Below are 23,890 nucleotides of genomic sequence, written 5' to 3'. Positions count from 1 at the left end.
ATTTTTTTGTCCGTGTCCTTCCTTTATGTTTGTGGCAGGAAAACATAACGAACATGAAGATATGAAGTGGAAAATAATCTTTTTAATGACGGGCGGACTTCTCTTTGTACAAGCTTCCGTAGCGCAGAAGTCGGTGACGGATACCGTGCGTCTGACATTCAATATCGATAGTATAGGTCTGGACGAAGTGGTGGTAAGAGGGAAAAAGACTCCTGCCGCCAATAGCAGGTGGAGCGATATGCATCCGGTGGAACTAGTCACGGTGGGCGGTGCAAACGGTGATTTGTACAAGGCATTGCAGACCTTGCCCGGTACGCAGGTGCAGGGGGAGACCGGCGAATTACTGGTACGTGGTGGGAGCAGCTATGAGACACAGACCTTCATTGATGGGATGCATGTGTTGAATCCCTATACCTCCAATGGAATAAATACCCCTTCGCGTAGTCGTTATTCCACCTTCATGTTCAGTGGGGTGAATTTTGCTTCCGGCGGGGCTTCGCAGGAGTACGGAGAGGCTCTTTCGGCTGTTCTGCCCTTAGAAACCAAGGATTATAGTAAAGTGGATAAGGTGGGCGTGAATGCTTCCGTAGTCGGTGTGGGCGGGGGCGGTACCAAGACTTTGGACCGTGGCTCCTTGTCCGTCGATCTGAATTACCAGAATCTGAGCTTATATGACAAGGTTTATTCCGGACGGACAGAATTTGAGCGGCCCTACCGGATGTTTTCCGGTGCCACCCAGTTCCGTCATACCCCCGGCGATGCGACGGTTTTTAAGATCTATGCGCAATATGACCGGACAGACTTTTCTGCCTATGAGGGGGATGAACGCAGATTGTTCGCTCTGGCCGAAGACAACATCTACGTCAATGCTACCTTTCGCTATCGTGCGGCAGGTGGATGGGACTGGTTTGCAGGGGCTGCTTATTCCTATTATAATCGGGAGGTCAACGCTGCTGCTGTTTCGGGAGATAATTGGCTGGAACGCCAGTGGGAGTTGCATTTGAAGACTAAGATGTCTAGGCGCTTCTCGTCAGTATTCCACCTGGATATGGGGGTGGAGAGTTATATCCGTAACTATCGGAATTGTTATCTATACTCCGACATAGACGATGCCAACCAAATGTCCCCCACTATCAGTGCAGGTTTCTTTTCGGCTGCTTACTATCCGCTGGAGCGCTTGAAGGCAGAATTGTCTTTCCGTACGGAGTATACTTCTCTGAACCGGAAGATGAATTTTTCTCCGCGTCTGGCGGTAAATTACTATTTGGGGGATATGATGCTCTCTGGCATAGTGGGCCGCTACACGCAATTGCCCGAAAATGACTGGTTGGTACGTAACCGGAAGTTGATGTCCGAGGTGTGCATGCAATATAATCTGGGGATGCAATACGGTTATGAAGGACGTTTCTATAAGGCAGAACTTTATTATAAAGACTATAGCCGCTTGGTTCTGGAAGAAACAGATGCTGGAACGGGGAGTGTACTTCTGACTTCCGGTGGATACGGATATAGCAGAGGTGTAGACTTGTTCTTCCGCGACCGGATTTCGATAAAGAATCTGGAATACCAGTTGTCCTATACGTATAACATTTCCAAGCGTAAATATCAGAGTTGTTCCGAGCTGACCATTCCCCAGTATGCCACTCGGCATAACGCGGCATTGGTTGTGAAATATTCCTTGCCCCGTCTTCACTCCATCATCAGCTTAACGAACCGTTTCAGCACGGGGCGTCCCTATCATAATCCATTGCTGCCGGGGTTGATGAACGATGAAGTGAAGCCTTATAATAGCTTGGATTTAGGGGTGACCTTTCTGGCGAGCAAGAAGGTGATTATCCATGCTTCCGCCAGCAATATCCTCGGTCGCAAGAATGAGTTTGGCAAAGTAGACAACAAGGCTGTCCTGGCTTCCCAAGACCGTTTCTTTTATGTAGGAGTGTACGTCACTTTGGGGAAGAAGGCTGCTTACGATGTATCCAATTTCTAATGATAACTCTTTAAAAAAGAACAAAGATGAAAGCAATGATTATTTTTTTAGTGTTTGTGTTACAAAGTGTTGCCCAGATGCTTTTTGCTCAGAACCTGACCATTGAAGTGCGTGACATTGAAAAGGTGGAGGGACATCTCTACGTCGCCCTCTATAACTCGGAAGAGGCGTTCATGAAGAAACCCTTGACCGCTTTCCGGATAGATGTAAAAGATACGTCGCTCTCCATCCCTTGCCAGGGACTTCCTGCGGGCACGTATGCCATTTCCCTTTTCCAGGATGAGAATGGAAACGGGAAGCTGGATAGCGGGGCTTTTGGCATCCCTACGGAGAAGTTTGGTTTCAGCAATGATGCCGAAGGCATGATGGGGCCTCCGTCCTATGCCAAATGTAGCTTCATTTTCTCCGGAGACATGACTTTGGTGATACATCTGAAGTAAAAATTGAAATATAATCCTTATTTTTGTGGCTCAACCTCAATAATAAGGATTATGAAACGAGTTGCACGACTTCTGGGATTTCTTGGAGTGGTATGTCTGCTGTCCTCTTGTGGCGGACGTTCTTTCATTACAGACGCTTCTTACCGCCAACGTGTGGAGCAGGACTTCAATCAAAAAAAGGAAAGGTTACCGCAGGGTGATTTGTTCGCTATTTTCGATGCGGACCTGACGCCGTATGAGCGTGAGGCACTGGAGTTTCTCTATGCCTATATGCCTTTGGCAGACATAACCGACTACCCCGGCGAATTTCATCTGATGAATGTGCGAGCCTCTCGGAAGGCGGCCGAGGAAATGCCTTGGGGAGAAACGGTGCCCGAGGAGGTGTTCCGTCATTTCGTGCTTCCGGTGCGGGTGAACAATGAGCATCTGGATAGTGCACGGGTAGTGTTTTACGAAGAACTGAAGAATCGTGTCAAGTCTCTGTCCCTTTATGATGCCATTCTGGAGGTGAACCACTGGTGCCACGAGAAGGCTATCTATACTCCCTCCGATGCCCGTACCAGTTCGCCTTTGGCAACGGTACGCACGGCATACGGGCGTTGTGGTGAGGAATCTACCTTGCTGGTTGCCGCCTTGCGTTCGGTGGGCATTCCTGCCCGTCAGGTCTACACCCCCCGGTGGGCGCATACGGACGACAATCATGCGTGGGTAGAAGCATGGGCAGACGGGAAATGGTATTTTCTTGGAGCCTGCGAACCGGAACCGGTACTCAACCTTGGCTGGTTCAATGCTCCGGCCAGTCGCGGTATGTTGATGCATACCAAGGTCTTCGGACGTTATGAAGGAGCGGAGGAAGTGATGTCCGTCACTCCTACTTATACGGAAATCAATGTAATCGGTAACTATGCAGCGACAGCCAAGTCCACCGTTACGGTAACGGATGGGCAAGGCAATCCGGTATCTGATGCCTGTGTGGAGTTCAAACTCTATAATTATGCGGAGTTCTATACTGTGGCCCGGAAACAGAGTGATGAAGAGGGAAAAGCTTCCTTGACGGCTGGCAAAGGCGACATGCTGGTATGGGCCTCCAAAGACGGAAAGTTCGGTTATGCCAAACTGTCTTTCGGCAAGGACCATGAACTGACAGTGAAGATGGACAAGACTGTCGGTGACGGCCATGCGGTAGATTTTGAACTTGTGCCGCCACCCGAAAATGCGGAGTTACCGACGGTTACGCCCGAACAGCGTGCGGCGAACGACCGCCGCATGGTTCATGAAGATTCCATCCGCAACGCTTATGTGTCTATGTTCATGACGGATGAGACAGCACGTTATTTTGCCCGGCAGTACAAGCTCGACGAAGATGCCGTTTCACGGATACTGGTCGCTTCCAGAGGAAACCACCGGGTCATTGCCGACTTCATGGCACGGTTGCGCTCTGAAAAGTCCAAAAGAGGAGGTCTGGACCTGCTCCAACGGATTTCGGCAAAAGACCTCCGCGACGTTACGCTGGAAGTTCTGATGGACCACATGCAATCCCGTATGTGCAAGAATGCCGACCATTTCCGCAGATATGTGCGCAATCCACGCGTAAGCAACGAGATGCTGACCCCCTATAAAGGCTTTTTCAAGAAAGCCGTCTCAAAGGAAGATGCTGAGGCATACAAGGCAGAACCGATGAAACTGGTGGCATGGGTGGCCCAAAATATCCGGGTAGACAATGACTGTAATCTGGGAGGGGCTCCCATTTCTCCAGAAGGGGTCTGGAAGGCCCGTGTGGCTGATGCCCATAGCCGTGACATTTTCTTCGTCTCCATGGCACGCAGCATGGCAATCCCTGCCCGTATCAACGGAGTGACCGGCAAAGTACAGTTGATAGGGGATGATGGTGTGACGGATGTGGACTTGAACCATCATCCGGAAGAGCCGGTCTTTATGGCGGAAGGAATTGCTTCGAAGGGAAAGTTAGTGGCTTCCTATAAGCCTATCCGTTCGTTGGACAACCCGAAATACTATTCTCATTTCACCCTTTCCAAACTGACTCCGCAGGGTAGTTTACAGTTGCTTTCTTATGACGAAGGCGATACGGATATGGGCGGTGGTACTACCTGGAATAGCCTGCTGAGGGAAGGAACTGCTCTGGAGGCCGGAGGTTATGTTTTGGTGACAGGTACACGCCTTGCCAGCGGTACGGTACTTTCTAAAACCACCTTTTTCAATATTCTGCCGGAGAAGACAACGGAAATTGAATTGGTGATGCGCGAGAGCGAGGATGAGGTGCAGGTTATCGGGAACTTTAATTCGGAGTCTCTCTTCACTCCGCTGCCGGACGCCGGCTCCGCAGCCCGGCAGAGTCTGCTGCAGGCTTGTGGGCGCGGTTACTTTGTCGTAGGCATTCTGGGTGTCAACCAAGAGCCAACCAATCATGCGTTGCGCGATATCGCTTCATTCAAGGCTGATTTGGAGAAGTGGGGGCGTAAGATGGTGTTGCTGTTCCCTAATGAGGCCAAAGCCGGCAAGTTCGCCCGCGAGTCATTCCCCGATTTGCCCTCTACCATTATTTATGGTATAGATACGGACGGTATCGCTGCGCAGATTGCAGAAAGCATGAAGTTGAAGCATAAAGAGAGCCTGCCGATATTCATCATAGCCGATACTTTCAATCGGGTGGTCTTTGTATCGCAAGGATATACCATCGGACTGGGAGAACAACTGATGAAGACAATAAAGGGGTTATAGGGCTTTCTGCTATGAATTGTAAATAGTAATTGTCAAATAATAAATCATCCGATGCCTATTATCGAAATATCATCTTTGACTCATCCCGGTGTGGAGATCTTCAGTACCCTTACCGAAGCCCAGTTGCGCAACCGCCTTGAGCCGGACAAAGGGCTGTTTATAGCTGAGAGTCCTAAGGTTATCAAGGTGGCTCTGGATGCCGGCTACGAGCCTTTGGCCCTTTTGTGTGAGCACAAGCACATCTATGGGGATGCTGCTGAAATCATTGAACGTTGTGGCGATATACCCGTCTACACAAGCGGTAGGGAATTGCTTGCCGAGCTGACCGGTTACGTCTTGACACGTGGTGTTCTTTGTGCCATGCGCCGTCCGGTTCCGAAGAGTATGGAGGACATCTGCCGGGGAGCCCGGCGTATTGTGGTTATTGACGGGGTGGTGGATACCACCAATATCGGGGCCATCTTCCGTTCGGCAGCAGCTCTTGGCATGGATGCCGTGCTGTTGACGCGTAATTCCTGCGACCCTCTGAACCGTCGTGCGGTCCGAGTTTCAATGGGAACGGTTTTTCTTGTGCCGTGGACGTGGATGGACGGTCCTTTGGATACGCTTGGTGAGTTGGGCTTCCGCACGGCGGCCATGGCGCTTACGGACAATTCCATTTCCATAGACAATCCCGTTTTGAAGACCGAGCCCCGGTTGGCTATTGTGATGGGTACTGAGGGAGATGGTCTTTCGCACGAAGCGATTGCGGGAGCCGACTATGTGGTTCGTATCCCCATGGCGCACGGTGTCGATTCTCTGAACGTGGCGGCTGCGGCGGCCGTTGCTTTCTGGCAACTTCGCGTTTAAAAGTGATAACTCAAAAAACATATATTATGTTGGCATATACTTATATTGAACACGGAAAGTTTGGATTGCTTGAGAAACCGATACCAGTATTGGAGGATGCACGCGATGCTATTGTGCGGGTGACATTGGGTAGCATATGCACCAGTGACTTGCATATAAAGCATGGAAGCGTACCGCGCGCTGTACCCGGAATTATTTCGCACGGCCAGGAAGGGTAGATATTGGCATGGGGTTCGTTTATATTTTCTTTGGATGGTAATTGAATAACCTCGGTATTGTAGAACCAAAAGCCATTGAAATTTTCTCCATAAATTCTATTTTTTCAAATACCTAAATATCCACGGCATTCCTTGAATATGACCTCTATGCCCCAACGTCTTTCATACAGTTCAAAGGCCCTGACGGAGTGCATGGAGGTGTCTGTTGTGAGTAGCACTTTCCGATGGGTGCTTCGTCCGTATTTGATGATGAAGATGCGTACGGGTTCTTCGTCCATCTTTACATGAAGCTGAATGTATTTGCACTTGTACTTTCTGCAATAGCAGAAAGCAGTGCGTTCATACCTTAAATCAATTCATGGATGTTCTGGGGACGTTTGGACTTATTTGTCTGATAACGCAACTTAGGATTCATCGTGGCTAAACCGATATAGTGTATCGCGCCGCCACATAACTCACGTACAGTATGAATGTACGATTCGCATGTAAACCAACTGTCAGCAAGCACATACTTGGAGTTAATGCCATGTTTAACTGAATGACGAAGCATTCGCTTGGCCATTTCGAGCTTGCTCTCATTACATTCCACCTTGCGTGCATAGTCCGGATTTTTTATGTTCCGCTTTTCCTTGAACTGCTCCTTCCGCTGCTTTAGAGTCAAACCGGAATTCTTATTCTTCCCTTTTTCCCGATGAAGGGAAAAGTCTATGGGATAGCAGCTTTTTCCGTCAGAGAGGGCGAGCGTTAGGCATTTTATTCCATAAATGAAACTGTGGGTGACATGGCCGAACACCTTGCTGACAGCTTCGATTCGGACACCGCTCTTTTGAAAGGCCGTATCATCAAGGATGGCACAAGTGTCATTTTCGTCAGTATCTACCTGATGCTCCTGAAAGATGGTATGGAAGCGCAGGGTGATTTTGGTAAGGAATATCCGCCAGTCGATGCGAGCGTTCAATAGCGTGCGGTATAACATGTTCTTGGAAACAGTGCAAAGTCCCTGAAAATGATTGGAGGTTGCACTGGCAATCGTTTTTCCTCACAAGCGCACGATGACGAACGTGATGAAGAGGGAAGTCAAAGTATAGCCTTGAACCTTTTCAAACTTGAGATTACGAACGATTTTACCGATGCTCCACGCCTGCATGATGACTAAAAGTTGTTCTTGGGCTTGTCTTTTAACGGATAAAACAAAGCCTTGGTAAGTTCGTTCAAATTAGCTATTTCTGCATCTATAACAGTATTCTTATTTCCCATTGTAAATCAGGGCTCAGTAGATTTTTAGTGGGGATTATTTTTTATACTCATGAAGTATTGCTTACTTCGCATTATGAAAAACGATTATTTGAACATGCTAGCCAGCCTCGTGTTGCCGGCTCAGATATTAGATTACTTTTTCATCTCTGGAGTCGAACAAACCTCTCAAGAGATTCATATCAGTCTGGATGAAAAGATGAATCCCAAGTTAAGCAATGACGTACATTTTGAGTCCAAAGGTTTTATGGAAGCTGTGAATGTGACGGACTTTCCTATGCGGGACCATAAGGTAATCCTCAAGATCAGATGTCGGCGTTGGACGGACTTGCGCACAGGTAAAAGTTTCAGCATTCCCATCTACCTCGGCGTTGTGGCCAAGGGAACCAGATACTCCAAAGAATTTGGGGCTTTTTTAAAAGAAACGTATGGAGACATCCCCAGTGACCTGCCGTACGCTTGAGGAATTCTATCATATAGATGGTCATACATTCGAAAAACAGTACAAGGAGGCCCTCAGCGGATATCGTAATTGGGAACAGTTATCTCATGCCGATGAATAGATGCTGTTTCCTGAGAATATGGGACCGCATCTGGCAATTGACGAAACATCGCTCTCAAACGGTGAACTTTACACCTTTGTGACAAATCGCGATGCCTGTACAAGGGAGTGTTCTCTTGTAGCAGTTGTGGCAGGTACCAAATCAGAGGATGTAATAGCTTTGCTTCAGCGAATTGACGAAGAAAGTCGTTATGCCGTTAAAGAAGTGACACTTGACCTTTCAGACTTCATGCGCAAGATTGTACGGACTGCATTTCCTAAATCCAGCCGTGTTATAGACCGTTTTCACATTCAGAAATTAGCTTATGATGCCGTGCAGGAATTACGCATCAAATACCGTTGGGATGCCATACAGCAGGTCAATGAGGAAATGGAGGAAGCTAAACAGAAGAACGAAGATTATGTCCCATACCAATATTCCAATGGTGATACTCGTAGGGAATTGCTTATACGCTCGCGGTATTTACTTTTCAAATCAGCTGATAAATGGACAGAGAGGCAGAAACAAAGGGCGGCAATACTATTCGAAGAATACCCTGACATTAAAAAGACGTATGGTTTGTGCCATTCCTTGAGAATGGTATTCTCAAAGAATACCATAAAGGATGCTGCACGTCTAGCTATGGCAGGGTGGTATAGTAAAGTGGAAGAAGCAGGGATACATTCCTTTAACGTCATTGCTGCTACTTTTTATGAACACTATGAATTTCTACAACCATCGCTCTTCAAATGCAATGGCAGACTCTTTCAATGCTAAAATTAAACTATTCAGAGCAAACCTAAGAGGCATAGCTGACAAAAGGTTCTTCCTTTTCCGCATTGCTAAACTATATGCGTATCCCTGCTAAAAATCTACTGAGCCTAAATCAGTTGATTGGATACCTCTAATTTGCGAAGAAAATTTGAATTACTGTTACTTCCCACCCCTCTTTATTGGGGTGGGAAACTTTAGGCATAGTTTTAGAATTTGTATCAAAGGGCGGTCTGGGTTGGTGTTTCTCCGTGAAATAAACTGTTTCATATTAACTGACCGCCCTTATGTATTGTACATATCCATCAGTTTTTCATCTCAATATATGGATACAATGTGTTTGAGTAGTATTTCACGCCCGTTCTGCCAGTGATGGTCGGATGAGTATTTGCTTATCTCATTCGGTTGCCTTATCTTTACAGATATTGTAAGGTAATTAGATTGAAGACAGCTTGAAGAGCCTCATTGTCTGTGAAGATAGCGTTTCATAAGCTTTATACTCGGGTCAGGCTTTCTTTCTCACTCTACAAAAAATAAAAGTCTTCCGGAATGCAGTGAACACTATTGATAAGAGATGTAACCATAGCCATTATACACCATTATTCGGAAGGCTTGGATGAATAGAATAGAAACCATGTGGGAAATGTTCAGTTATCTTAAGGCTCTTATTTTTTGTTACAATAAATACTTTGCTACAGACTTCCAATTTGGAAACTGTTCAGAACCGAATAATATAAGCTTGCCTTTAAAATTAGCAGCACCATTCTTCTTCCTATCATCTATTAAGTAATCACCTGCATTTAAGTTTTTATGATGCGACAAGATTAAACGCTTATAGCATACTTCACCCAAATAACGTTTTACCCATTCCAATTTATCAGACCATGCACTTGGGTTGTCCCATGGAGCTGTTGATAATATGTAAATGTCATATTTGTTCTTTAAACAATTTATAGCATCTATTGCCCCTTCATTGGGTTGCATTTTGGAAAATATATTAGGGACTCTATCATAGCACCCCGCGTATTGTTTTTTTAGCTTCTCACTTAAAGCGTCTATGCCAGATTGGAAGTTTACCAACACATTATCCATGTCTACATATAGAACTTTCTTATTTGAGCACTGTTCGAGGTAGTCCAATGCTTTTTTATATGTTTCCATTTTCCAATGTGGCTTACCATCCAAACGGGACAAATCCATATTGTCTTTCAAATCTTGTATTTTGACTTTTACGGCAAGTGGATTGGTTGCTACACGTTGGATGAATGTTTGGTAGTCCTCATCTTCTATTTGGGTCAGACACTTTAAAGCAGCCAACACTTCATTACTAAACCCTTGTGCTTTTAATTCTTCCAATGTCATAGAGGTATCTTCTACCACATCGTGTAACAATGCCACAATCTTTTCATCTTCTGTTTGGCAATGTAATGCCACCCTTGTAGGGTGAAGTTTGTAAGGAGTGCCAGCTTTGTCTGTCTGACCCCAATGAGCCTTGTAAGCAATATCTAAAGCCTTATTCAACATATTATTTTAGTTATAAATATTCATCGGGTAGTGGTGCACGTGGAATGGAAAATGTGCCTTCGTCCAAAAAGCCACCAGCCATTTCAATATAGTCATATATAATGTTGACAATATGTTCCAACTTACCATACGAAAACATAATCTTCTTTTTTTAAATTGATGGTCTATATAATTTACAGTTTCTTCAAAACTTACATAATTGCCAAAACCTATAACATCATTCCAGTAATTGCCGAAAGCCGTGTCAATTGCTTCCCTAATAATTATTGGAAGTTCAAATTTAATTCGATTATATACAGCAACTTTTACCCTATCTACATTTATGGAACCTGTGTCCATTTTAGTTTACGATATTGTTAAAGTTTGAACTATACCTGACACAAAGATAACCAAAAAAGTTAGGTCTGTCGATTTTTTAGCTAAATTAACGTGAAATAAAATTAGAAAATAGTGAGTTGCTTGTTATTGATGAATTTTACATCAATAGCGGGTTGCTTCTCAAAAAAGCAGTATGCTACGATAGTTAACAATGAATTGGCAATAAAATTACAGAAAGAACGATGTCTGAAGTGTCTATCTGTGCAATGTTCTTCAATTCGTCATTGACCGTCTCAATCAATGCTCTTTTTCTGAGCAGAATCTTGTCAGCTATGCTCATCGGGGAGTTTCCCATATTATAATACATGAAATATTCAAGTAGGGAATTTTTTTACCTTCATTATTATATTTCAATTCGAAGCCGGTAAGTTCTTTCAGATAAAGATTTATAATATTCATCTATTATTTCTTTTACTTGGTTTAATTAACCTTCCATCAAAATTGAAAAGTAAAATAGCTTAACCCATTGGCGAAATCAAGGTCTTAAAAGGCTCTTATATATATACTGTTGATATTTAATAAATTATAAAGGTATAATTATTTAATTTGCATTTTTTTCGACATATGCAAATGTATGGCTGGTAATTTAATCAATGGATTGGATTCAGTAATATTTTCAGTAGACATGTTGTACTCACTTTCCCATCATGAAAGCCATTACTCAGCTATTGCTGTCGCAAAGTACAGATATTAAAGAAACTTCAATATGTTATATAAGATTCGTCAAATAGGAGTTTTCTTCGTTGCCAGGGTAAAAAAATCATGTAGACTTGTCAGATGGGAACGGAGATTAACTAATAATGTATTTGGATATAACTATCATAGCAACAATGCTTTATATGGGTTGGTACTATATATTGCCTCTCCGTTTAGTTGGAACCGAGATCAAGAACAAAAACGCGAATTTGTTTTTAGCCAACTAGACGCACATATTTTCTCTACAACCAGCTGAACTTTACAAGAACCGTTGGAAAGAACTTTTCTTCAACTAGTTGCACCCCTCAGAATTAAGTTTTTTGGGGGAACTACTGAAAATACCATAAGAATATAAATCTGCCTATGTTGTCACTTGTAGTTGCTATTGTCCCAAAAAACATGCAACTCGACAGAAATATTCTTTAAGTTTTGCAAATTCCGAGTATATCATTTGATAGGCAAAACTCTCCTCAGAATCCTCTTCATCAAAACTAAATTTCAATATGACAAAGAACGGTTGATTAGACTTGAATGAGCCAAGCTTATTCGATTTTTAATAACGTTCCCATTTTAATAGTACACTCATGAGAGCAACTATCAAATCTCGCAGACTTTCACGATTAGAAAGTTGGCCAAATATCAAAGCAAGTAGTTGATTCCAGCAGGTGAAGTGCTTCACATATTTATCGCCATCATACTTGGTGACTATGCGGTTAAACTTACTTCGATTCAGAAATGAAGCCAATTGAGCGAAAACGTATTTGTCTTGGAACATATGCCATCGGATTAATCTGATGCAAAGCTACAAATTCAAGTCCGTTCGCTCGGAGAATAGCTGTAACTAACTAAATTTCAAATATTTCAAAGAACTCTTTTAGATTTTAATGGGACAGTAATGAGTTGCTCTTGAAGCTCATCATTCCAAATGTTATCATTTAGGAATGGGTAAAAATGTATCAAAGTCATCGCTGGCAAGAGCAAATCAAGATAGAGACTATCACATCTTTGAAGAATATGCTTACTACCTAGTTAGCGAAGCACGACAAAAGTGTGCTAATCATATTTTCAAACTTGGCGGTAACGTTTATGCTTTCGATTCGACAACTATTGACCTGTGCCTTTCAGTCTTTTGGTGGGCAAAATTCCGCAAAAAGAAAGGTGGTATTAAAGTGCATACATTATATGATGTGGAAACACAGATTCCTGCATTCTTTCATATCACGGAAGCATCCGTACACGATTCTAAAGTCATGATTGAAATTCCTTATGAACCAAGCTCTTATTACATCTTTGACCGCGGTTATAGCAACTTCAAAATGCTGTATAAAATTCATCAAATTGAAGCCTACTTTGTTGTCAGAGCAAAAAGAATCTCGGGTACAAATCCATCCAATGGAAACGTAGGCTGCCTAAGAATGTGCTTTCAGACGCGAGTGTACTTCTGACAGGATTCTATCCTAAACAATATTACCCAGAGCCACTTAGGCTGGTTAAATATTGGGATGAAGAACAAGAACGAGAATTTATATTCATAACCAATGCGATGCATATATCTGCGCTTCAAGTTGCTGAACTTTATAAAAATCGCTGGCAGGTAGAGCTGTTTTTCAAATGGCTCAAGCAGCACCTTAAAATCAAAAGATTTTGGGGAACTACAGAGAATGCTGTTCGAATACAGATATATGCTGCTATATGCGCTTACTGTTTGGTGGCAATCATTCAACACGATATGCAACTGGACAGAAGTACATATGAAGTGTTACAAATACTGAGCATCTCATTGACTGATAAGACTTATCTGAGAGACCTCTTTAATAAAACTAAATTTCAAAATGACAAAGAACGATTCGGACCAAATGGGCCAAGTTTGTTTAATTTTTAATTCGTCCCAATTTTAATGGGACACTAATGTTTAATCATTTAAAATTAGACATTAGGGAAGTCCTTTAAATTTGATATATCTATCTGTATATTAGAATAATATAGCTGATTTTGCGACCACTTGTCAAGATTTGGTAAAATGGTCGCAATATGGTCGCAAATAGCGCTTCAATTTAGCCTACTTTTAAGGATAATCAGCCACGTTTACCCTTAGAGATTCAAGCTCCATTTAAGCTATAATTTGCTTCAATTCCATTATCTAATCACAGCTAATTATAAGAAGAATAACAAAAGGAAATGAGTATTAGATAGGGGATAAGCATTGCAGTATAACTAAAATAAAAATCCCCATAACCATTACAGTTACAGGGATTTATATATTAGTAATGTATTATATTACTTGCTCAAAGCAGTAGCCACGTCAACGGCACAAGCCACTGTACATCCTACCATCGGGTTGTTACCGATACCCAGGAAGCCCATCATTTCCACGTGAGCAGGAACTGATGAAGAACCAGCGAATTGAGCGTCTGAGTGCATACGACCCATAGTGTCCGTCATGCCGTAAGAAGCAGCGACACAGCATCCCTGTAAGTCTTTGCAAGCTGTTATTAATCAATGCTATAATAGCAATGGGTAAACTCCTTGTTAGTAAATAAAAGAACGAATTATCAAAAAGGGCTGCATCATGGGCAAATGCCTATGCGTTACCCTTTAGATGAGAGTACTCCTAATGGAGTTAAGACCGTAATCTAATTTGCGTGTCAATGAAGTATAAATCTCCGTCTATGCCATAAAGCACATTATTGGGAACTGCATCAAACACTTCATAATCCGAATTATGGTATTCGTCGTAATAGTCCATTTCAAAGCCTAATGCTTGCATATAAGCAGCTATCTCGTCTTCCGTAGCTTCTCGTTCTGCTAATATATAAGGTTGTACGAGAACTGCGCAAAATTCCTGCTGACTGTTATAAGCGAAGCCTATCATTTGATAAGGCACATTGCCAAAGAACTTGTTGTGTGCAGCAATGCGGATGAAGAAGTTCTCTAAATCATCCCCTGCGTACTCAAAGTTGTTTAATTTTACAACAGACACATTACCATCATGGAACACTTCATTCTCACCACCTCTATCCATATAAGTAATGTTGAGGTGTGATAAGTCAATCCATAGACCATTGTCATTGGCAAACTTTATCAGTTCTTCTGTTTGTCTTCTCTTATAGCCCTCTGTTGATTCAGCTTCTCCTGCTGCTTCCTTACTTCTTCTGGCGATGCAGGTCGCTTGCTCCAAGAGGCTATTGATTGACGAGTGCGTTCTATCCATTCTTTGTGAAATTCGTTGATGTATTCCATAATTTGTTTGATTATGAGTTTAAGACAAAGGTAATCATTCCTCTTTTAATAGCAATGCTTTGGTTGTTATATTCTTGCGAATGGGGTGTTGTGGAACATTCTATAAAAGAGAAGCAGCATAAGAGTTCCCTCAAATGCTGCTCTGTCTTAAATTAGTTTGGCAATTAGTCAATTTTCTTGTAAGTGGTTGTTGTAATGTCGTCCAACTCCAAGCTACCATCGTCCAGATTGTCCCAGTCCTCAAAGGCAAGTACCAACTTAGTAGCTGTAAGTTCATTGATAGTAAGGACATCAGAATAGCCATCACTGTAAGAGAGGGTTAGTTTATTGTCTTTCAAAGACCAGCGACTTGTTTCTGTATATCCACCTTCAACGCGGCTCTCTATGCAAGTACCATCAGCTTTGAACTCTAATAGGGCATTGGTATATGCTTCATCAGAGGTAACCACTTCTTTGCCATTCTCCACTTTGTGAATCTTCTCCCAAGTGGACTGCCATTTACCTATAAGGTTGGCTTGTTCAATGATTGTCTGTTCATCTTCATCATCACTACAAGCTGTAAAGTTTACAGCCAACATGACCATTAACAAGGTCATTCCAATTAATCTAAATGTTCTCATTTTGAATTAAAATATTTATTGTAAGTAGAAATATATTCTGTAATTTGCCTAAACACATCACCTGCCATCAATCCACCACTTGCAGGTAGTCTCTCTTTATGGATGGAAACAATGATAGAATATTGAGGAGCATTGGCAGGAAAGTAACCACAGAACTCTACAATATAACTTCCATCTTCAAGCTGTATTGTCCCTGTTTCACCTGCAATTTGTACCTTATCAGACTTGGCAGGTTGTCCCAATCCATCAGTTACCACATATTCCAATGCCTGTTTCAGACTGTCAATGTTGGCTTGACTTGCTATCTGTGGATTGATAACTGTTGTACTGTCTTTGTAAAGTTGAGGTTGTACCATCTTTCCACTATTAGCAATAGCATTATAAAAGGTTAGTGTTTGTATGGGGGTAATAGTCTGATTATATCCGATGCAGAACCATGCAAAAGCTGTATCACTCCAACCGCTATCTTTAGGAGTAACAAAGTATGCAGGTTTCAGATTAGCTATTCCTGCGATGCAGTCTGGTTTACCATAACTCATTCTATCTATCAGATTGAAGTATGCTTGTGCATCATCTCTAAATGCTTTCTCCATTGTTTTATAAACAGCAATGTTTGAACTTGAAGCTAAACCTTGCTTGATAGAGATTTCACCATATCCACCTCTATGCCAATTATGGTCTTTCAGTTCTCTGTCTTGTATAGAATAGATTCCATTGCCTACATCTACCATATCAGATAGTTTCACCTTTCTTGTTTCCAATGCTGCCAATATGGATATAGGGTGCATCAGTGCTGATTCGTGTGCTTGGGAGAAGTTCTCACAAGGTAGGTAGTTAGCATCATCTTTCCTTTCAAGTCCAACCATAGCCTTTATATGTCCTGTCTGAACTTTCATAATGATAACTTGCCCAGATAAGGCATTAAGTTCAGTTAGTTTATTTTCTAAGATAGAAGTAGCTTTGACTTGTAAAGTACTGTCTATGGTGGTAGAAGTTTGAGTGTCCTTTTGCTTTGTAGAGTTACAAGCTATCATTGTAATCATGCAACTTAATAATATGCTTATCCGTATCATTTGAATTAATCTATTTGCGGTTTACTTGTACTTATATTGACACAAATGTAAATTCACATAGTTACCATCATGGTATTCTTTACATTCTATCCAATTGTTATGACTGTCATATTGGTATTCAAACTCTTTCTTTATTCTCTTTCCGTTCCACCAAGCATCGCATAAGACTATATGCTCTAAATCATTATATTTAATGATAGTCTGTTTCTTTATGCCCTTATCGTCCTCCCAATTAGAAATTATCGTTCTTCCAGCTAATTGCCCTTTATTTTCTTCTGGTTCAATATAAGGAGCGACATTCTTCGTTGCAGAACCGCTAAACTCTACTTGATTTCTGTATTCTTTAATGTGGGCATATGTAGAATCGAACTCTCTGACTAATAGTTTAGATAAGTTGTTCCCATAGTAAGATATAGTATCGCACTTTATCATTCTCCCATTAGAAAGAAGAAGCTTATGCTCAAGCTTTATGGTTCTTGTTTCCTCCATTGCTTTATTAGAAGAGTACCATTTACTAATTTCTTTTCTACCAATAGTAAATGTCTGTGCAATTAATCCTTGAATAAGTTCTTTATTGTGCAAACTGTTGAACAATCTACTGATATGTATTGAGTATATGTCTATAATGTCCCACATGATAAATTATTCTAATGAAAAACCTCCCAATTGTGTATAACTCTTTAAACTATATTGAGTCTCTTTTTTAGAGTGCTTCCCACCTACCAAAAGAGTGTCAAATCCCAAAGTCATTAGCTGCCTAATAAAAGGCTTGTTTGATAATATATATTGAGAAATTTCTCTAATTTCAGAATCTTTTAAATTATTATCGTTCTCTATTGATATTCTAAATCCACTTCTTAAAAAGAATGCACTCATTTCATGTGCATAGTTTACATCTCCAATTGTTACAGATACCTTGCAGAATCTATCTAATTCACCACAACAATAGCTATCTTTAAAATTCTGATTCATGGTATTTATTAACTTCATCCGTTCCAATGAAGTACCTACTAAAGAATTGAGTAAGTTTTTAAAGAAATCGACAATGTTCATATTAAGCTAATTTATCATTTACTATATCCTTAATCTTTAAGAGTTCTCTGTAATTGAATCTGTTGTTGTTAATCATAGCTGTTAGCTCCTCTGCTACATCTTTATTGTTGGGATGCTTATCTGGGTGAGCTTGTTTGATAAGCTCTTTATATAGCTGTTTTGCTTTAGCTATGCTCTCAACAACATTGTATGCTTCATCATCTGTTGAATGATTCTTGGAACAGAATAATCTGGTAAACATATTCATAGTATGTCTTTTAATTGTTAGGAGAATAGCCATGCAGCTATTCCAATTACTACCAGAACTATAAGGATAACAAAAAACTCTGATAATTTAGGGTCTTCCCCATTATATTGCATTTTAGTCATAATTAGGATATTTACGCTCACCTGCTTCCTATGATGAATTATAAATAAAAAAGGTGTGGAAGCTATATTTGTCTTATCCTGTTTCTTGGGCTTCTCGCATTGCCTTTTGGTACGGATAAAACAATAGCCCCACACCAAAAGGTATATAGTTCACCTAAGCGATGAATATATATCAAATGTGTGGGTGCTATTGCTATCATCTTCGTACCGTTTTTAAATTTTGCGAGAATCTAAGAAACAGAAGATAATTTCAATAACACCTTTCGTTAAATATGTCCTTCCAACTCCCTATCTCATTAGTTCATTGGAATTGGTGCAAAGATAATGAAAGGTTCTAAATTAATAGGTATGAAGTGTGGATTAATAGTAAATTCTATGCTCTCAAACATAGTCTGAATGGGATATTTAATAAGAGTTGAGATAGTTATAAACTCTGTAAACTTATGGAATTGACTTACTTCTATAAGACTGAAATGCCAAACTGCCAAGATTGGACTTTAAATGTATCTAAGCTCAATATTTTATAGATTTGGGACAGAACCATTCAGACCACTATAAAGATGTATCTTAATAATCCTGTCCCAATTATTAGAAGCTCAAACAGTCATAAGTCTGTAAGATTTCTTCCTGCCTTAACCCCAAGTATCTTTTAGTAATGGCAACAGAACTATGGTTGAACAGTTCCATCAGCTTTACTAAAGCAAGTTCAGCATTATCGCTGTTCATATTATAGACCTGTCTACCAAAAGTCTTTCTAAGAGAATGGCAGCTAAAGTTCTTAATCTTTAGCCTGTACTTCTTCTTCACCTCTTTAAGAATGATATTGATTCTCTGAATCGTGAAGATAGTGCCTTTCTGACTGATAAGGATTGGCGCATTGATTCCAACTGGATTTATATGCTCGTAGCACTCTTTAATATGATGTTGTAATTGTGGGTTTAGTCTGATAGTCCTTACCTTGCCTGTCTTTTGCTCAATTACTGTAAACTCGTCAGTACCTAATATCTGCTTCCACCTTAGAGATAGAATATCAGATATTCTTAATCCTGTGAAGCATCCCAAAGCTATAAGAAGTGAGATTTTATAATTCTCGTCTTTGGCTAACTTTCTAATGAGGTTCATAGCATCAGACCATATAAGATAGTCTGCCGTTGTGCTTGAATATTTAAGTGACATAATGTTCTGTTTTATAATAAAACGAATAGAAGTGAATATTAATTCTGAGTTGGATTTACTAACTCACTGATTACTAAAGGAACATTCACTAATAGCAGAAGTGAATATGATAAGGACACCCAACTTAAAAATTGAGTGCCCTCTACCTTATTATAATTCTCCCTTGTCAGCAAAACTGTAATATCCTGTATCTGTTAATATGAGGTGGTCTAAAACTGTAATTCTCATTAGTCTTGCAGCTTCTTTGACCTGCTTAGTAATCTCCATATCCTGCCTGCTTGGTTTCAGATTACCGCTTGGGTGATTATGTGCAAGAATGATAGCTACTGAATTGGTGAGCAATGCGGCTTGCAGAATAACTCTTACATCAGCACAAGTTTCAGTAATTCCTCCCTCTGATATGAGAGTGTAGCCTAAAACTTGGCTGGCTTGGTTTAGGAACAGAACTTTGAAGTATTCTTTGTAACAGATAGTTCCCTCCTTATATGTAGGAAGTAAATATTTATATGCGTCCTCAGAACTGCCTACCTTATATATATTCTTGAATTTTGGTTTGTAGGACAGTTCCACTTCTCCAACAGTATAATCTATATCCATAATATCAAGTATTAAAATGGTTTATCGCCATATTCATAAACAAGAATTGAATTGCATACTCTATCGTAGAATGAGAATCCACAGCAAGTATGAAAATAGCTCTCATAAACTGCTGCATACTCTCCATGCTGCCTACTGTTCCTATCCAAAAATGAATCAAACTTGTGCAGCCAATATTTAAGTGCTTGCAAGTGTTTGATGTATTGCAGATTGTTCTCACAGTAGCATAATTTCTCTTGTAAAGAAGTGATATGATTGATAGCATTTTCAATTTTAGATTTATCCATAATGTCATAGAATTTGTAAAGTGTATAAATAGAAAAGGACAGCTAACAAAATAGCTGTCCTTTTGAATATTACCGTCTGTCCTCTTAGATAAAAGGCAGATATGTATCATCCAATGCACCACTGTCAATAATATTTTTGCATAATTCATGTGATGCTTGATTTCTGAGGTCTGTGCCATAATTATCATCGCCTACCATTTTAATGATTGCAACAATGGTTCTCATCAACTCTTGTTGTAGGGTGCGGTGATAGTGACTTACACCTTCAGCAAATCTTTTTGGATTCCAACTCATATCATTAAGCGCACGTTCTAATTCTTGTGCAGCTTTGTATTCACGAGAATTTTGTAATTCCATAATTTATGTAGTTTTAAATAGTTCATAAAATAAAGAAAGGACAACTAACTGAATAGCTGCCCTTTCCTCTGTCAATCAACAATCCACTCAGCCCAAGAACCAAGCGTATTCACTATCTCCTAATTTGGCACGTTGGATGCCTTGTACGAACTCTGTGCAGTTAAGATTCCTCTCCAAGAAGTTATCTATGTAACTTGACTTTACAGAACCATTGAGCAGGTTTAAGAGCTGCCAGCCTGTAATGCTGTCCCCTGTACTCTTGAAATTCACATCAGAAACGAATGCTCTGCAAGCCGCATTAATTTGACTGTCTCCCAACAATAGACGAGGTAAGCGTTTCTGTTGGTTGGGTGTAAGAGCTTGATATAATCTCATCCTGCCTATTATCTGACAGAACTCGCTTGTTGAGATTGACATCTGCCCAAGTGTTCTTAACAAGTGCAGGTCTTTGGATGGGTTGTAAGCATGGAACAGATTCAATGCTGCTGCATATAGTTCCTGTACGCTTAGAACTTCTACCTTATCCTGTAAACCGTCAGTAGTGAGCATTAAATTCGAGCACACACGATTCCTAAAACCTATGAAGATTTTAAATCTCTCCACAGATTTCTTACTGTACAGGTTAATCTCGTTATATGCTCTCACTCCACCAATGGATAACGCTAAACGGTTACCGTATTCATCATGTACAATGGATGGAATTTCAAAGCAGAAACACATTCTCTGATAGAACAAAGTTTTCTCTTCATCTGTCAATTCAGATGCTTTCTTACCTAATGCACTTGGGATTCTTCCATTGATAGGGTGTGAGATTCTAATCTCTGGCATATCAAACTGTTCTCCATGAAAGTAATCCTTAGCTGCATCCACTACTGCACCTATAAAGGATTGGTGGCTAATGGTTTCTTCCATTGATGCAAAACTTGGAATGATGCAGTCTTGTTGTAGGTGCTGTAAGGTTACTTCCTGTGTATTGGCTTCAATGAAATGGTTTACTCTCTTGGGTGCTGTTACTTCTTCCACAATGATTGCTTCTTCTGCAAACTCACCTATGTTTAATGATTCTCTACGCTGTGCCATAGCTGGCATAATTACTAAATCTCTCATAATGAAATTGAATTAAATGGTTATTGATTGAATGGATTTAACAAGAACAAACCTAAAACACAAGTGAATTTCTTCGCTTGCATCTTAGGCTGTCCTATGTCTTTCCCTAAAGATTCTTTCAAAGGAAATGAGGAGCATTAGTAAATTATTGGTAGGCAGTGGCAATAGTGCATCGTGCCTGTTCTTGGATTAAAAAGAATGCTTATTCCTGTCAGCTATCAGACTGTATTTCTAAAGCATTCTTTTTATTTAAGAGCCATGAGGGGGGATAAAATAGTAGTATGGTTGTCCGCTTATATTATATTCTTCTTTTGTAGTTAGCAATTTTCCACTTATAATGGCATGAAGGGCACTCTGTATGCGTATCGTCAAACTCTGTTCCACATTTGGGACAAAACAATGTGTGTAGGTCTTTATGTCCTTTTCCTAACCTATTATTAATCCATTGAGGAACAAGTCTGTTAGAGGATAGGTATTTATTAGCCATTCTGTCAAAAAAATCATTAGAGCAGCAGGTTAAACATTCTGGGCAAATGCACAATCCATTGGGACATCTTTTACTTTCTCTGGAATCAATAATTCCATCTTTGCAATTAAAGCAATGATTAATGTAGATTTCTTGATGGTATTCCTTACATTGTACATTTTCACAATGATAATATGTGTATTCGTTAGAATCGTTTCCTTTACTACGTTTGGCAGGGAATAGAATATGACCACATTCTTTGCATTGGAGCCTATCTACAATCTTTTGAGCTTTAAGCATTATATCAACGAATTTATTATATTCTCCATTTGCTATAAAGCCACACCCTTTATCTTCTATGATATTATGTCCTAAAATATTTAGCATATCTGTTAGTTTGTAATCCTTCCATGATTGCTTATGTTCAATAGCGGTTCTAAAACATGGTTGGTGTTTACACCAGACAAAATTTTTGTTAGTGATGTGGTGCTTCTTCTCAGACAGATTACCATAGCAAATATCAGTAGGTCTGAGTAAATTGTTTTTGAGATTGTTGTAAATATCCTTCCAATCAGTAAAGAATGGTTGGCTGCTCTCACCTGTGTTGTGGACATAAAAACCCTTTAAGATTCTATTGATAAGTTCTTTGTTTTGAATAGAAATTATCCATTCTTCTTTACTGTCAGAATCAGTCCATTCGTTTAGGGTATTAATGATATTTTCTTTTATTTCCTCTTTATTGGAGAAAGTTTCAATAGAGGAGTTTAAGGTAAATCTTGCCTTGTTTATAGTTAGAAGTTCTGGTATGAGGCATTTGCTTATTTCATCTGCATCTTTTATGCTCCAAGAATTGGCAGGGTATTTATCTTTTAAGAAAAATAGCAGCTTGGGTAAGTCTTCTTTGCTATCATTTAGTTCGTTAATTAAATATCCTGCATAATCAATATCATCATAGGATAAGTCCTTTAGACTTTTCATTCTATTGATTGCAATATCTATGTGTTCTCTGAAATTATCTAAAGCTAATGTGCTATTTGTTGCTATTTGGTATTCAACGAGAAGAAAACCGTTAAACTTTGGATTAACTCGCAACCCTCCATTGCAGGTGTCAAACACTCGCTTAGAATCTAAATTTATTTTTATCTTTTGACTGCCAGATTGCTGTATAGCTATGTCAATAACTCCATTAAGGGTTAGAAATGTCTTTTTATCTGCATAGCTTTTTATGGCATCTAATAGTATTTCTAATGATAGATTTAATTCTGGTCTTAAACCAAATAATGTAATTTGATAGTCTGCTAATAATTTGCGTTTGGAGTTTAATAGGGTTTCCAACCAACCAATGTTTATTGAGTGGTTATTATTTCTATGTTCTTCAAATAGCTTTCTTATTATAAGCGTTCTGACATTTATTCCTAAATAGTAGAAGTATTTCTCAATAATGCTCATGTTTACCATCGAATGCAAATCATTGAGCCATAGTATTAGTTGGATGATTTCATTATGTGCTTGTGAAGTTATATTTATCAGACGATAATCATTCTCTTTCTTCCATTGCTGAATTTTGCTATATATAAGTCTGAATTGGTTGAAGATTCCTAATTCCCTATAAGTAAAAGATTCACCAATGATTTCCATTGCATCAGTGAGTAATCGTGGCTCTATTACTTTAAAGTCATAGCCAAACTCATTCAATATAGGAAGGATAAGCTCTTGTTTATTTAGAGATGCGAATGAGACGTATTTATATAGGTCTTTTATGAACCATTCCTGTATAGTAGGGTAGTCTGTTAGCTGTTTGTGAATGGCTCTCTTAAATGCTTCTGATTGAAATTTGGATGTATTTATTGCATTCAGTATTCTTAAAAGGTATAGATAGTAAAACTTGTCTGTAACCTTATCGTGGAATATATATTCTTGGAACAAACTATTCCAATCTTGTTCACTGTAGCTAAATAATCTGAACCGTTGAGTTTGTATATTATAAAATCCTGTGGCTGTTTTCCCTTTAGATTTTGATATAACTTCTGGCAAGTGTTTAACCTGTAATCCCTTATCTGTAGCCCAATAACCTTCTTGGGTTTTGTGATTAAGAAGCTCAAAGTGTATGTAGCAGAGTTGTTCCATGAATATTCTTTTTATGTATC

The 23,890-nt window shown here is 40.0% G+C and carries 23 protein-coding genes and 5 pseudogenes; 10 read left to right on the top strand and 18 right to left on the bottom strand.

What is annotated here, in order from left to right; all coding sequences use genetic code 11:
• Positions 1–61 precede the first annotated feature (61 nt).
• From H1A11_RS10695 to H1A11_RS10675, 5 genes and pseudogenes are all read left to right on the top strand, one after another.
• Positions 62–1,987, top strand: coding sequence for a TonB-dependent siderophore receptor (locus H1A11_RS10695; RefSeq protein WP_117601688.1), 1,926 nt, complete (start codon positions 62–64; stop codon positions 1,985–1,987).
• 26 nt (positions 1,988–2,013) lie between these two features.
• Positions 2,014–2,427, top strand: a complete 414-nt coding sequence (locus tag H1A11_RS10690; RefSeq protein ID WP_117601676.1) for a DUF2141 domain-containing protein — start codon at positions 2,014–2,016, stop codon at positions 2,425–2,427.
• A gap of 51 nt (positions 2,428–2,478) precedes the next feature.
• Positions 2,479–5,166, top strand: a complete 2,688-nt coding sequence (locus H1A11_RS10685) for a transglutaminase domain-containing protein (RefSeq protein WP_117964207.1) — start codon at positions 2,479–2,481, stop codon at positions 5,164–5,166.
• A gap of 51 nt (positions 5,167–5,217) precedes the next feature.
• Positions 5,218–6,015 (top strand): RNA methyltransferase, encoded by a 798-nt coding sequence (locus H1A11_RS10680; protein ID WP_117964208.1) that lies wholly within the window; start codon positions 5,218–5,220, stop codon positions 6,013–6,015.
• Positions 6,016–6,041: 26 nt separating this feature from the next.
• Positions 6,042–6,230: pseudogene (locus H1A11_RS10675) on the top strand (alcohol dehydrogenase); the annotation flags it as partial.
• 107 nt (positions 6,231–6,337) lie between these two features.
• On the opposite strand, the gene H1A11_RS10670 reads toward H1A11_RS10675, so the two are convergent.
• Positions 6,338–6,511 (bottom strand): hypothetical protein, encoded by a 174-nt coding sequence (locus H1A11_RS10670; protein ID WP_165491354.1) that lies wholly within the window; start codon positions 6,509–6,511, stop codon positions 6,338–6,340.
• Positions 6,512–6,579: 68 nt separating this feature from the next.
• Complete coding sequence (locus tag H1A11_RS10665; RefSeq protein ID WP_181757183.1) at positions 6,580–7,191, bottom strand: transposase; 612 nt, start codon at positions 7,189–7,191, stop codon at positions 6,580–6,582.
• 48 nt (positions 7,192–7,239) lie between these two features.
• Between H1A11_RS10665 and H1A11_RS10660 the strand changes: the two genes are divergently transcribed.
• The 3 genes and pseudogenes from H1A11_RS10660 (at position 7,240) to H1A11_RS19140 (ending at position 8,897) form a co-directional block, all read left to right on the top strand.
• Complete coding sequence (locus tag H1A11_RS10660; protein WP_165491353.1) at positions 7,240–7,389, top strand: hypothetical protein; 150 nt, start codon at positions 7,240–7,242, stop codon at positions 7,387–7,389.
• Between the two features lie 174 nt (positions 7,390–7,563).
• On the top strand, positions 7,564–7,950 hold the full coding sequence (locus H1A11_RS10655) for a hypothetical protein (protein WP_117601685.1): 387 nt from the start codon (positions 7,564–7,566) through the stop codon (positions 7,948–7,950).
• A pseudogene (locus tag H1A11_RS19140) lies at positions 7,916–8,897 on the top strand (transposase). The gene H1A11_RS10655 and the pseudogene H1A11_RS19140 overlap by 35 nt, the downstream one beginning before the upstream one ends.
• A 578-nt stretch (positions 8,898–9,475) precedes the next feature.
• On the opposite strand, the gene H1A11_RS10645 reads toward H1A11_RS19140, so the two are convergent.
• From H1A11_RS10645 to H1A11_RS10635, 3 genes and pseudogenes are all read right to left on the bottom strand, one after another.
• A complete protein-coding gene (locus tag H1A11_RS10645) occupies positions 9,476–10,324 on the bottom strand; it encodes an HD domain-containing protein (protein WP_131225363.1) in 849 nt (282 codons plus the stop codon).
• Between the two features lie 440 nt (positions 10,325–10,764).
• Positions 10,765–11,000: pseudogene (locus H1A11_RS10640) on the bottom strand (transposase); the annotation flags it as partial.
• 984 nt (positions 11,001–11,984) lie between these two features.
• A pseudogene (locus tag H1A11_RS10635) lies at positions 11,985–12,173 on the bottom strand (DUF4372 domain-containing protein); the annotation flags it as partial.
• 166 nt (positions 12,174–12,339) lie between these two features.
• Here H1A11_RS10635 and H1A11_RS19135 point away from each other — a divergent pair.
• Both H1A11_RS19135 and H1A11_RS19130 read left to right on the top strand, forming a co-directional pair.
• Positions 12,340–12,843, top strand: a complete 504-nt coding sequence (locus tag H1A11_RS19135; protein ID WP_206897514.1) for an IS4 family transposase — start codon at positions 12,340–12,342, stop codon at positions 12,841–12,843.
• The gene (locus tag H1A11_RS19130; RefSeq protein WP_250646929.1) at positions 12,816–13,280 is read left to right on the top strand and encodes a transposase; all 465 of its coding nucleotides are present in this window, start codon (positions 12,816–12,818) and stop codon (positions 13,278–13,280) included. Before H1A11_RS19135 ends, H1A11_RS19130 begins: the two co-directional genes overlap by 28 nt.
• Before the next feature lie 395 nt (positions 13,281–13,675).
• Here H1A11_RS19130 and H1A11_RS10625 read toward each other — a convergent pair.
• The 13 genes and pseudogenes from H1A11_RS10625 to H1A11_RS10570 form a co-directional block, all read right to left on the bottom strand.
• Positions 13,676–13,852: pseudogene (locus tag H1A11_RS10625) on the bottom strand (GGGtGRT protein); the annotation flags it as partial.
• 166 nt (positions 13,853–14,018) lie between these two features.
• The gene (locus H1A11_RS10620; protein ID WP_025833411.1) at positions 14,019–14,609 is read right to left on the bottom strand and encodes a hypothetical protein; all 591 of its coding nucleotides are present in this window, start codon (positions 14,607–14,609) and stop codon (positions 14,019–14,021) included.
• A gap of 193 nt (positions 14,610–14,802) precedes the next feature.
• Entirely contained in the window at positions 14,803–15,258 is a 456-nt protein-coding gene (locus H1A11_RS10615) for a lipocalin family protein (RefSeq protein WP_025833413.1), read from the bottom strand.
• Complete coding sequence (locus H1A11_RS10610) at positions 15,255–16,292, bottom strand: penicillin-binding transpeptidase domain-containing protein (protein WP_370528742.1); 1,038 nt, start codon at positions 16,290–16,292, stop codon at positions 15,255–15,257. Before H1A11_RS10610 ends, H1A11_RS10615 begins: the two co-directional genes overlap by 4 nt.
• 60 nt (positions 16,293–16,352) lie before the next feature.
• Entirely contained in the window at positions 16,353–16,967 is a 615-nt protein-coding gene (locus H1A11_RS10605; RefSeq protein ID WP_025833417.1) for a hypothetical protein, read from the bottom strand.
• 6 nt (positions 16,968–16,973) lie between these two features.
• Positions 16,974–17,384: a hypothetical protein gene (locus tag H1A11_RS10600; RefSeq protein ID WP_009129188.1), complete on the bottom strand. Its 411-nt coding sequence runs from the start codon at positions 17,382–17,384 to the stop codon at positions 16,974–16,976.
• Position 17,385: 1 nt separating this feature from the next.
• The gene (locus tag H1A11_RS10595) at positions 17,386–17,625 is read right to left on the bottom strand and encodes a hypothetical protein (protein WP_009129187.1); all 240 of its coding nucleotides are present in this window, start codon (positions 17,623–17,625) and stop codon (positions 17,386–17,388) included.
• Between the two features lie 716 nt (positions 17,626–18,341).
• Entirely contained in the window at positions 18,342–18,929 is a 588-nt protein-coding gene (locus tag H1A11_RS10590) for a tyrosine-type recombinase/integrase (protein ID WP_009129186.1), read from the bottom strand.
• Between the two features lie 150 nt (positions 18,930–19,079).
• Positions 19,080–19,526: a JAB domain-containing protein gene (locus tag H1A11_RS10585; RefSeq protein ID WP_025833425.1), complete on the bottom strand. Its 447-nt coding sequence runs from the start codon at positions 19,524–19,526 to the stop codon at positions 19,080–19,082.
• 11 nt (positions 19,527–19,537) lie between these two features.
• Positions 19,538–19,813 (bottom strand): hypothetical protein, encoded by a 276-nt coding sequence (locus tag H1A11_RS19125; protein ID WP_009129185.1) that lies wholly within the window; start codon positions 19,811–19,813, stop codon positions 19,538–19,540.
• Between the two features lie 84 nt (positions 19,814–19,897).
• Positions 19,898–20,170 (bottom strand): hypothetical protein, encoded by a 273-nt coding sequence (locus tag H1A11_RS10580; RefSeq protein ID WP_009129184.1) that lies wholly within the window; start codon positions 20,168–20,170, stop codon positions 19,898–19,900.
• A gap of 87 nt (positions 20,171–20,257) precedes the next feature.
• Positions 20,258–21,277, bottom strand: coding sequence for a DUF3871 family protein (locus tag H1A11_RS10575; protein WP_181757181.1), 1,020 nt, complete (start codon positions 21,275–21,277; stop codon positions 20,258–20,260).
• A gap of 298 nt (positions 21,278–21,575) precedes the next feature.
• Positions 21,576–23,870, bottom strand: a complete 2,295-nt coding sequence (locus H1A11_RS10570) for a zinc ribbon domain-containing protein (RefSeq protein WP_117853425.1) — start codon at positions 23,868–23,870, stop codon at positions 21,576–21,578.
• Positions 23,871–23,890 lie beyond the last annotated feature (20 nt).

The sequence above is a fragment of the Bacteroides sp. CACC 737 genome (assembly GCF_013874375.1).
GTDB classification, from domain to species: Bacteria; Bacteroidota; Bacteroidia; order Bacteroidales; family Bacteroidaceae; genus Bacteroides; species Bacteroides uniformis.
The sequence above is the reverse complement of the archived record's forward strand: the minus strand, read 5'-3'. Positions and strand labels throughout refer to the sequence as shown.

What these genes read in the sequence shown, in the direction of transcription:
- H1A11_RS10605 (WP_025833417.1), bottom strand. Translation starts at nt 16,967, where the DNA reads ATGTGGGACATTATAGACATATACTCAATACATATCAGTAGATTGTTC.
- H1A11_RS10655 (WP_117601685.1), top strand. Translation starts at nt 7,564, where the DNA reads ATGAAAAACGATTATTTGAACATGCTAGCCAGCCTCGTGTTGCCGGCT.
- H1A11_RS10585 (WP_025833425.1), bottom strand. Translation starts at nt 19,526, where the DNA reads ATGGATATAGATTATACTGTTGGAGAAGTGGAACTGTCCTACAAACCA.
- H1A11_RS10575 (WP_181757181.1), bottom strand. Translation starts at nt 21,277, where the DNA reads ATGAGAGATTTAGTAATTATGCCAGCTATGGCACAGCGTAGAGAATCA.
- H1A11_RS10615 (WP_025833413.1), bottom strand. Translation starts at nt 15,258, where the DNA reads ATGAGAACATTTAGATTAATTGGAATGACCTTGTTAATGGTCATGTTG.
- H1A11_RS19125 (WP_009129185.1), bottom strand. Translation starts at nt 19,813, where the DNA reads ATGGATAAATCTAAAATTGAAAATGCTATCAATCATATCACTTCTTTA.
- H1A11_RS10660 (WP_165491353.1), top strand. Translation starts at nt 7,240, where the DNA reads ATGATTGGAGGTTGCACTGGCAATCGTTTTTCCTCACAAGCGCACGAT.
- H1A11_RS10670 (WP_165491354.1), bottom strand. Translation starts at nt 6,511, where the DNA reads ATGGACGAAGAACCCGTACGCATCTTCATCATCAAATACGGACGAAGC.
- H1A11_RS10645 (WP_131225363.1), bottom strand. Translation starts at nt 10,324, where the DNA reads ATGTTGAATAAGGCTTTAGATATTGCTTACAAGGCTCATTGGGGTCAG.
- H1A11_RS10580 (WP_009129184.1), bottom strand. Translation starts at nt 20,170, where the DNA reads ATGGAATTACAAAATTCTCGTGAATACAAAGCTGCACAAGAATTAGAA.
- H1A11_RS10570 (WP_117853425.1), bottom strand. Translation starts at nt 23,870, where the DNA reads ATGGAACAACTCTGCTACATACACTTTGAGCTTCTTAATCACAAAACC.
- H1A11_RS10600 (WP_009129188.1), bottom strand. Translation starts at nt 17,384, where the DNA reads ATGAACATTGTCGATTTCTTTAAAAACTTACTCAATTCTTTAGTAGGT.
- H1A11_RS10590 (WP_009129186.1), bottom strand. Translation starts at nt 18,929, where the DNA reads ATGTCACTTAAATATTCAAGCACAACGGCAGACTATCTTATATGGTCT.
- H1A11_RS10695 (WP_117601688.1), top strand. Translation starts at nt 62, where the DNA reads ATGAAGTGGAAAATAATCTTTTTAATGACGGGCGGACTTCTCTTTGTA.
- H1A11_RS10595 (WP_009129187.1), bottom strand. Translation starts at nt 17,625, where the DNA reads ATGTTTACCAGATTATTCTGTTCCAAGAATCATTCAACAGATGATGAA.
- H1A11_RS10620 (WP_025833411.1), bottom strand. Translation starts at nt 14,609, where the DNA reads ATGGATAGAACGCACTCGTCAATCAATAGCCTCTTGGAGCAAGCGACC.
- H1A11_RS10610 (WP_370528742.1), bottom strand. Translation starts at nt 16,292, where the DNA reads ATGATAGCTTGTAACTCTACAAAGCAAAAGGACACTCAAACTTCTACC.
- H1A11_RS10690 (WP_117601676.1), top strand. Translation starts at nt 2,014, where the DNA reads ATGAAAGCAATGATTATTTTTTTAGTGTTTGTGTTACAAAGTGTTGCC.
- H1A11_RS19135 (WP_206897514.1), top strand. Translation starts at nt 12,340, where the DNA reads ATGGGTAAAAATGTATCAAAGTCATCGCTGGCAAGAGCAAATCAAGAT.
- H1A11_RS10680 (WP_117964208.1), top strand. Translation starts at nt 5,218, where the DNA reads ATGCCTATTATCGAAATATCATCTTTGACTCATCCCGGTGTGGAGATC.
- H1A11_RS10685 (WP_117964207.1), top strand. Translation starts at nt 2,479, where the DNA reads ATGAAACGAGTTGCACGACTTCTGGGATTTCTTGGAGTGGTATGTCTG.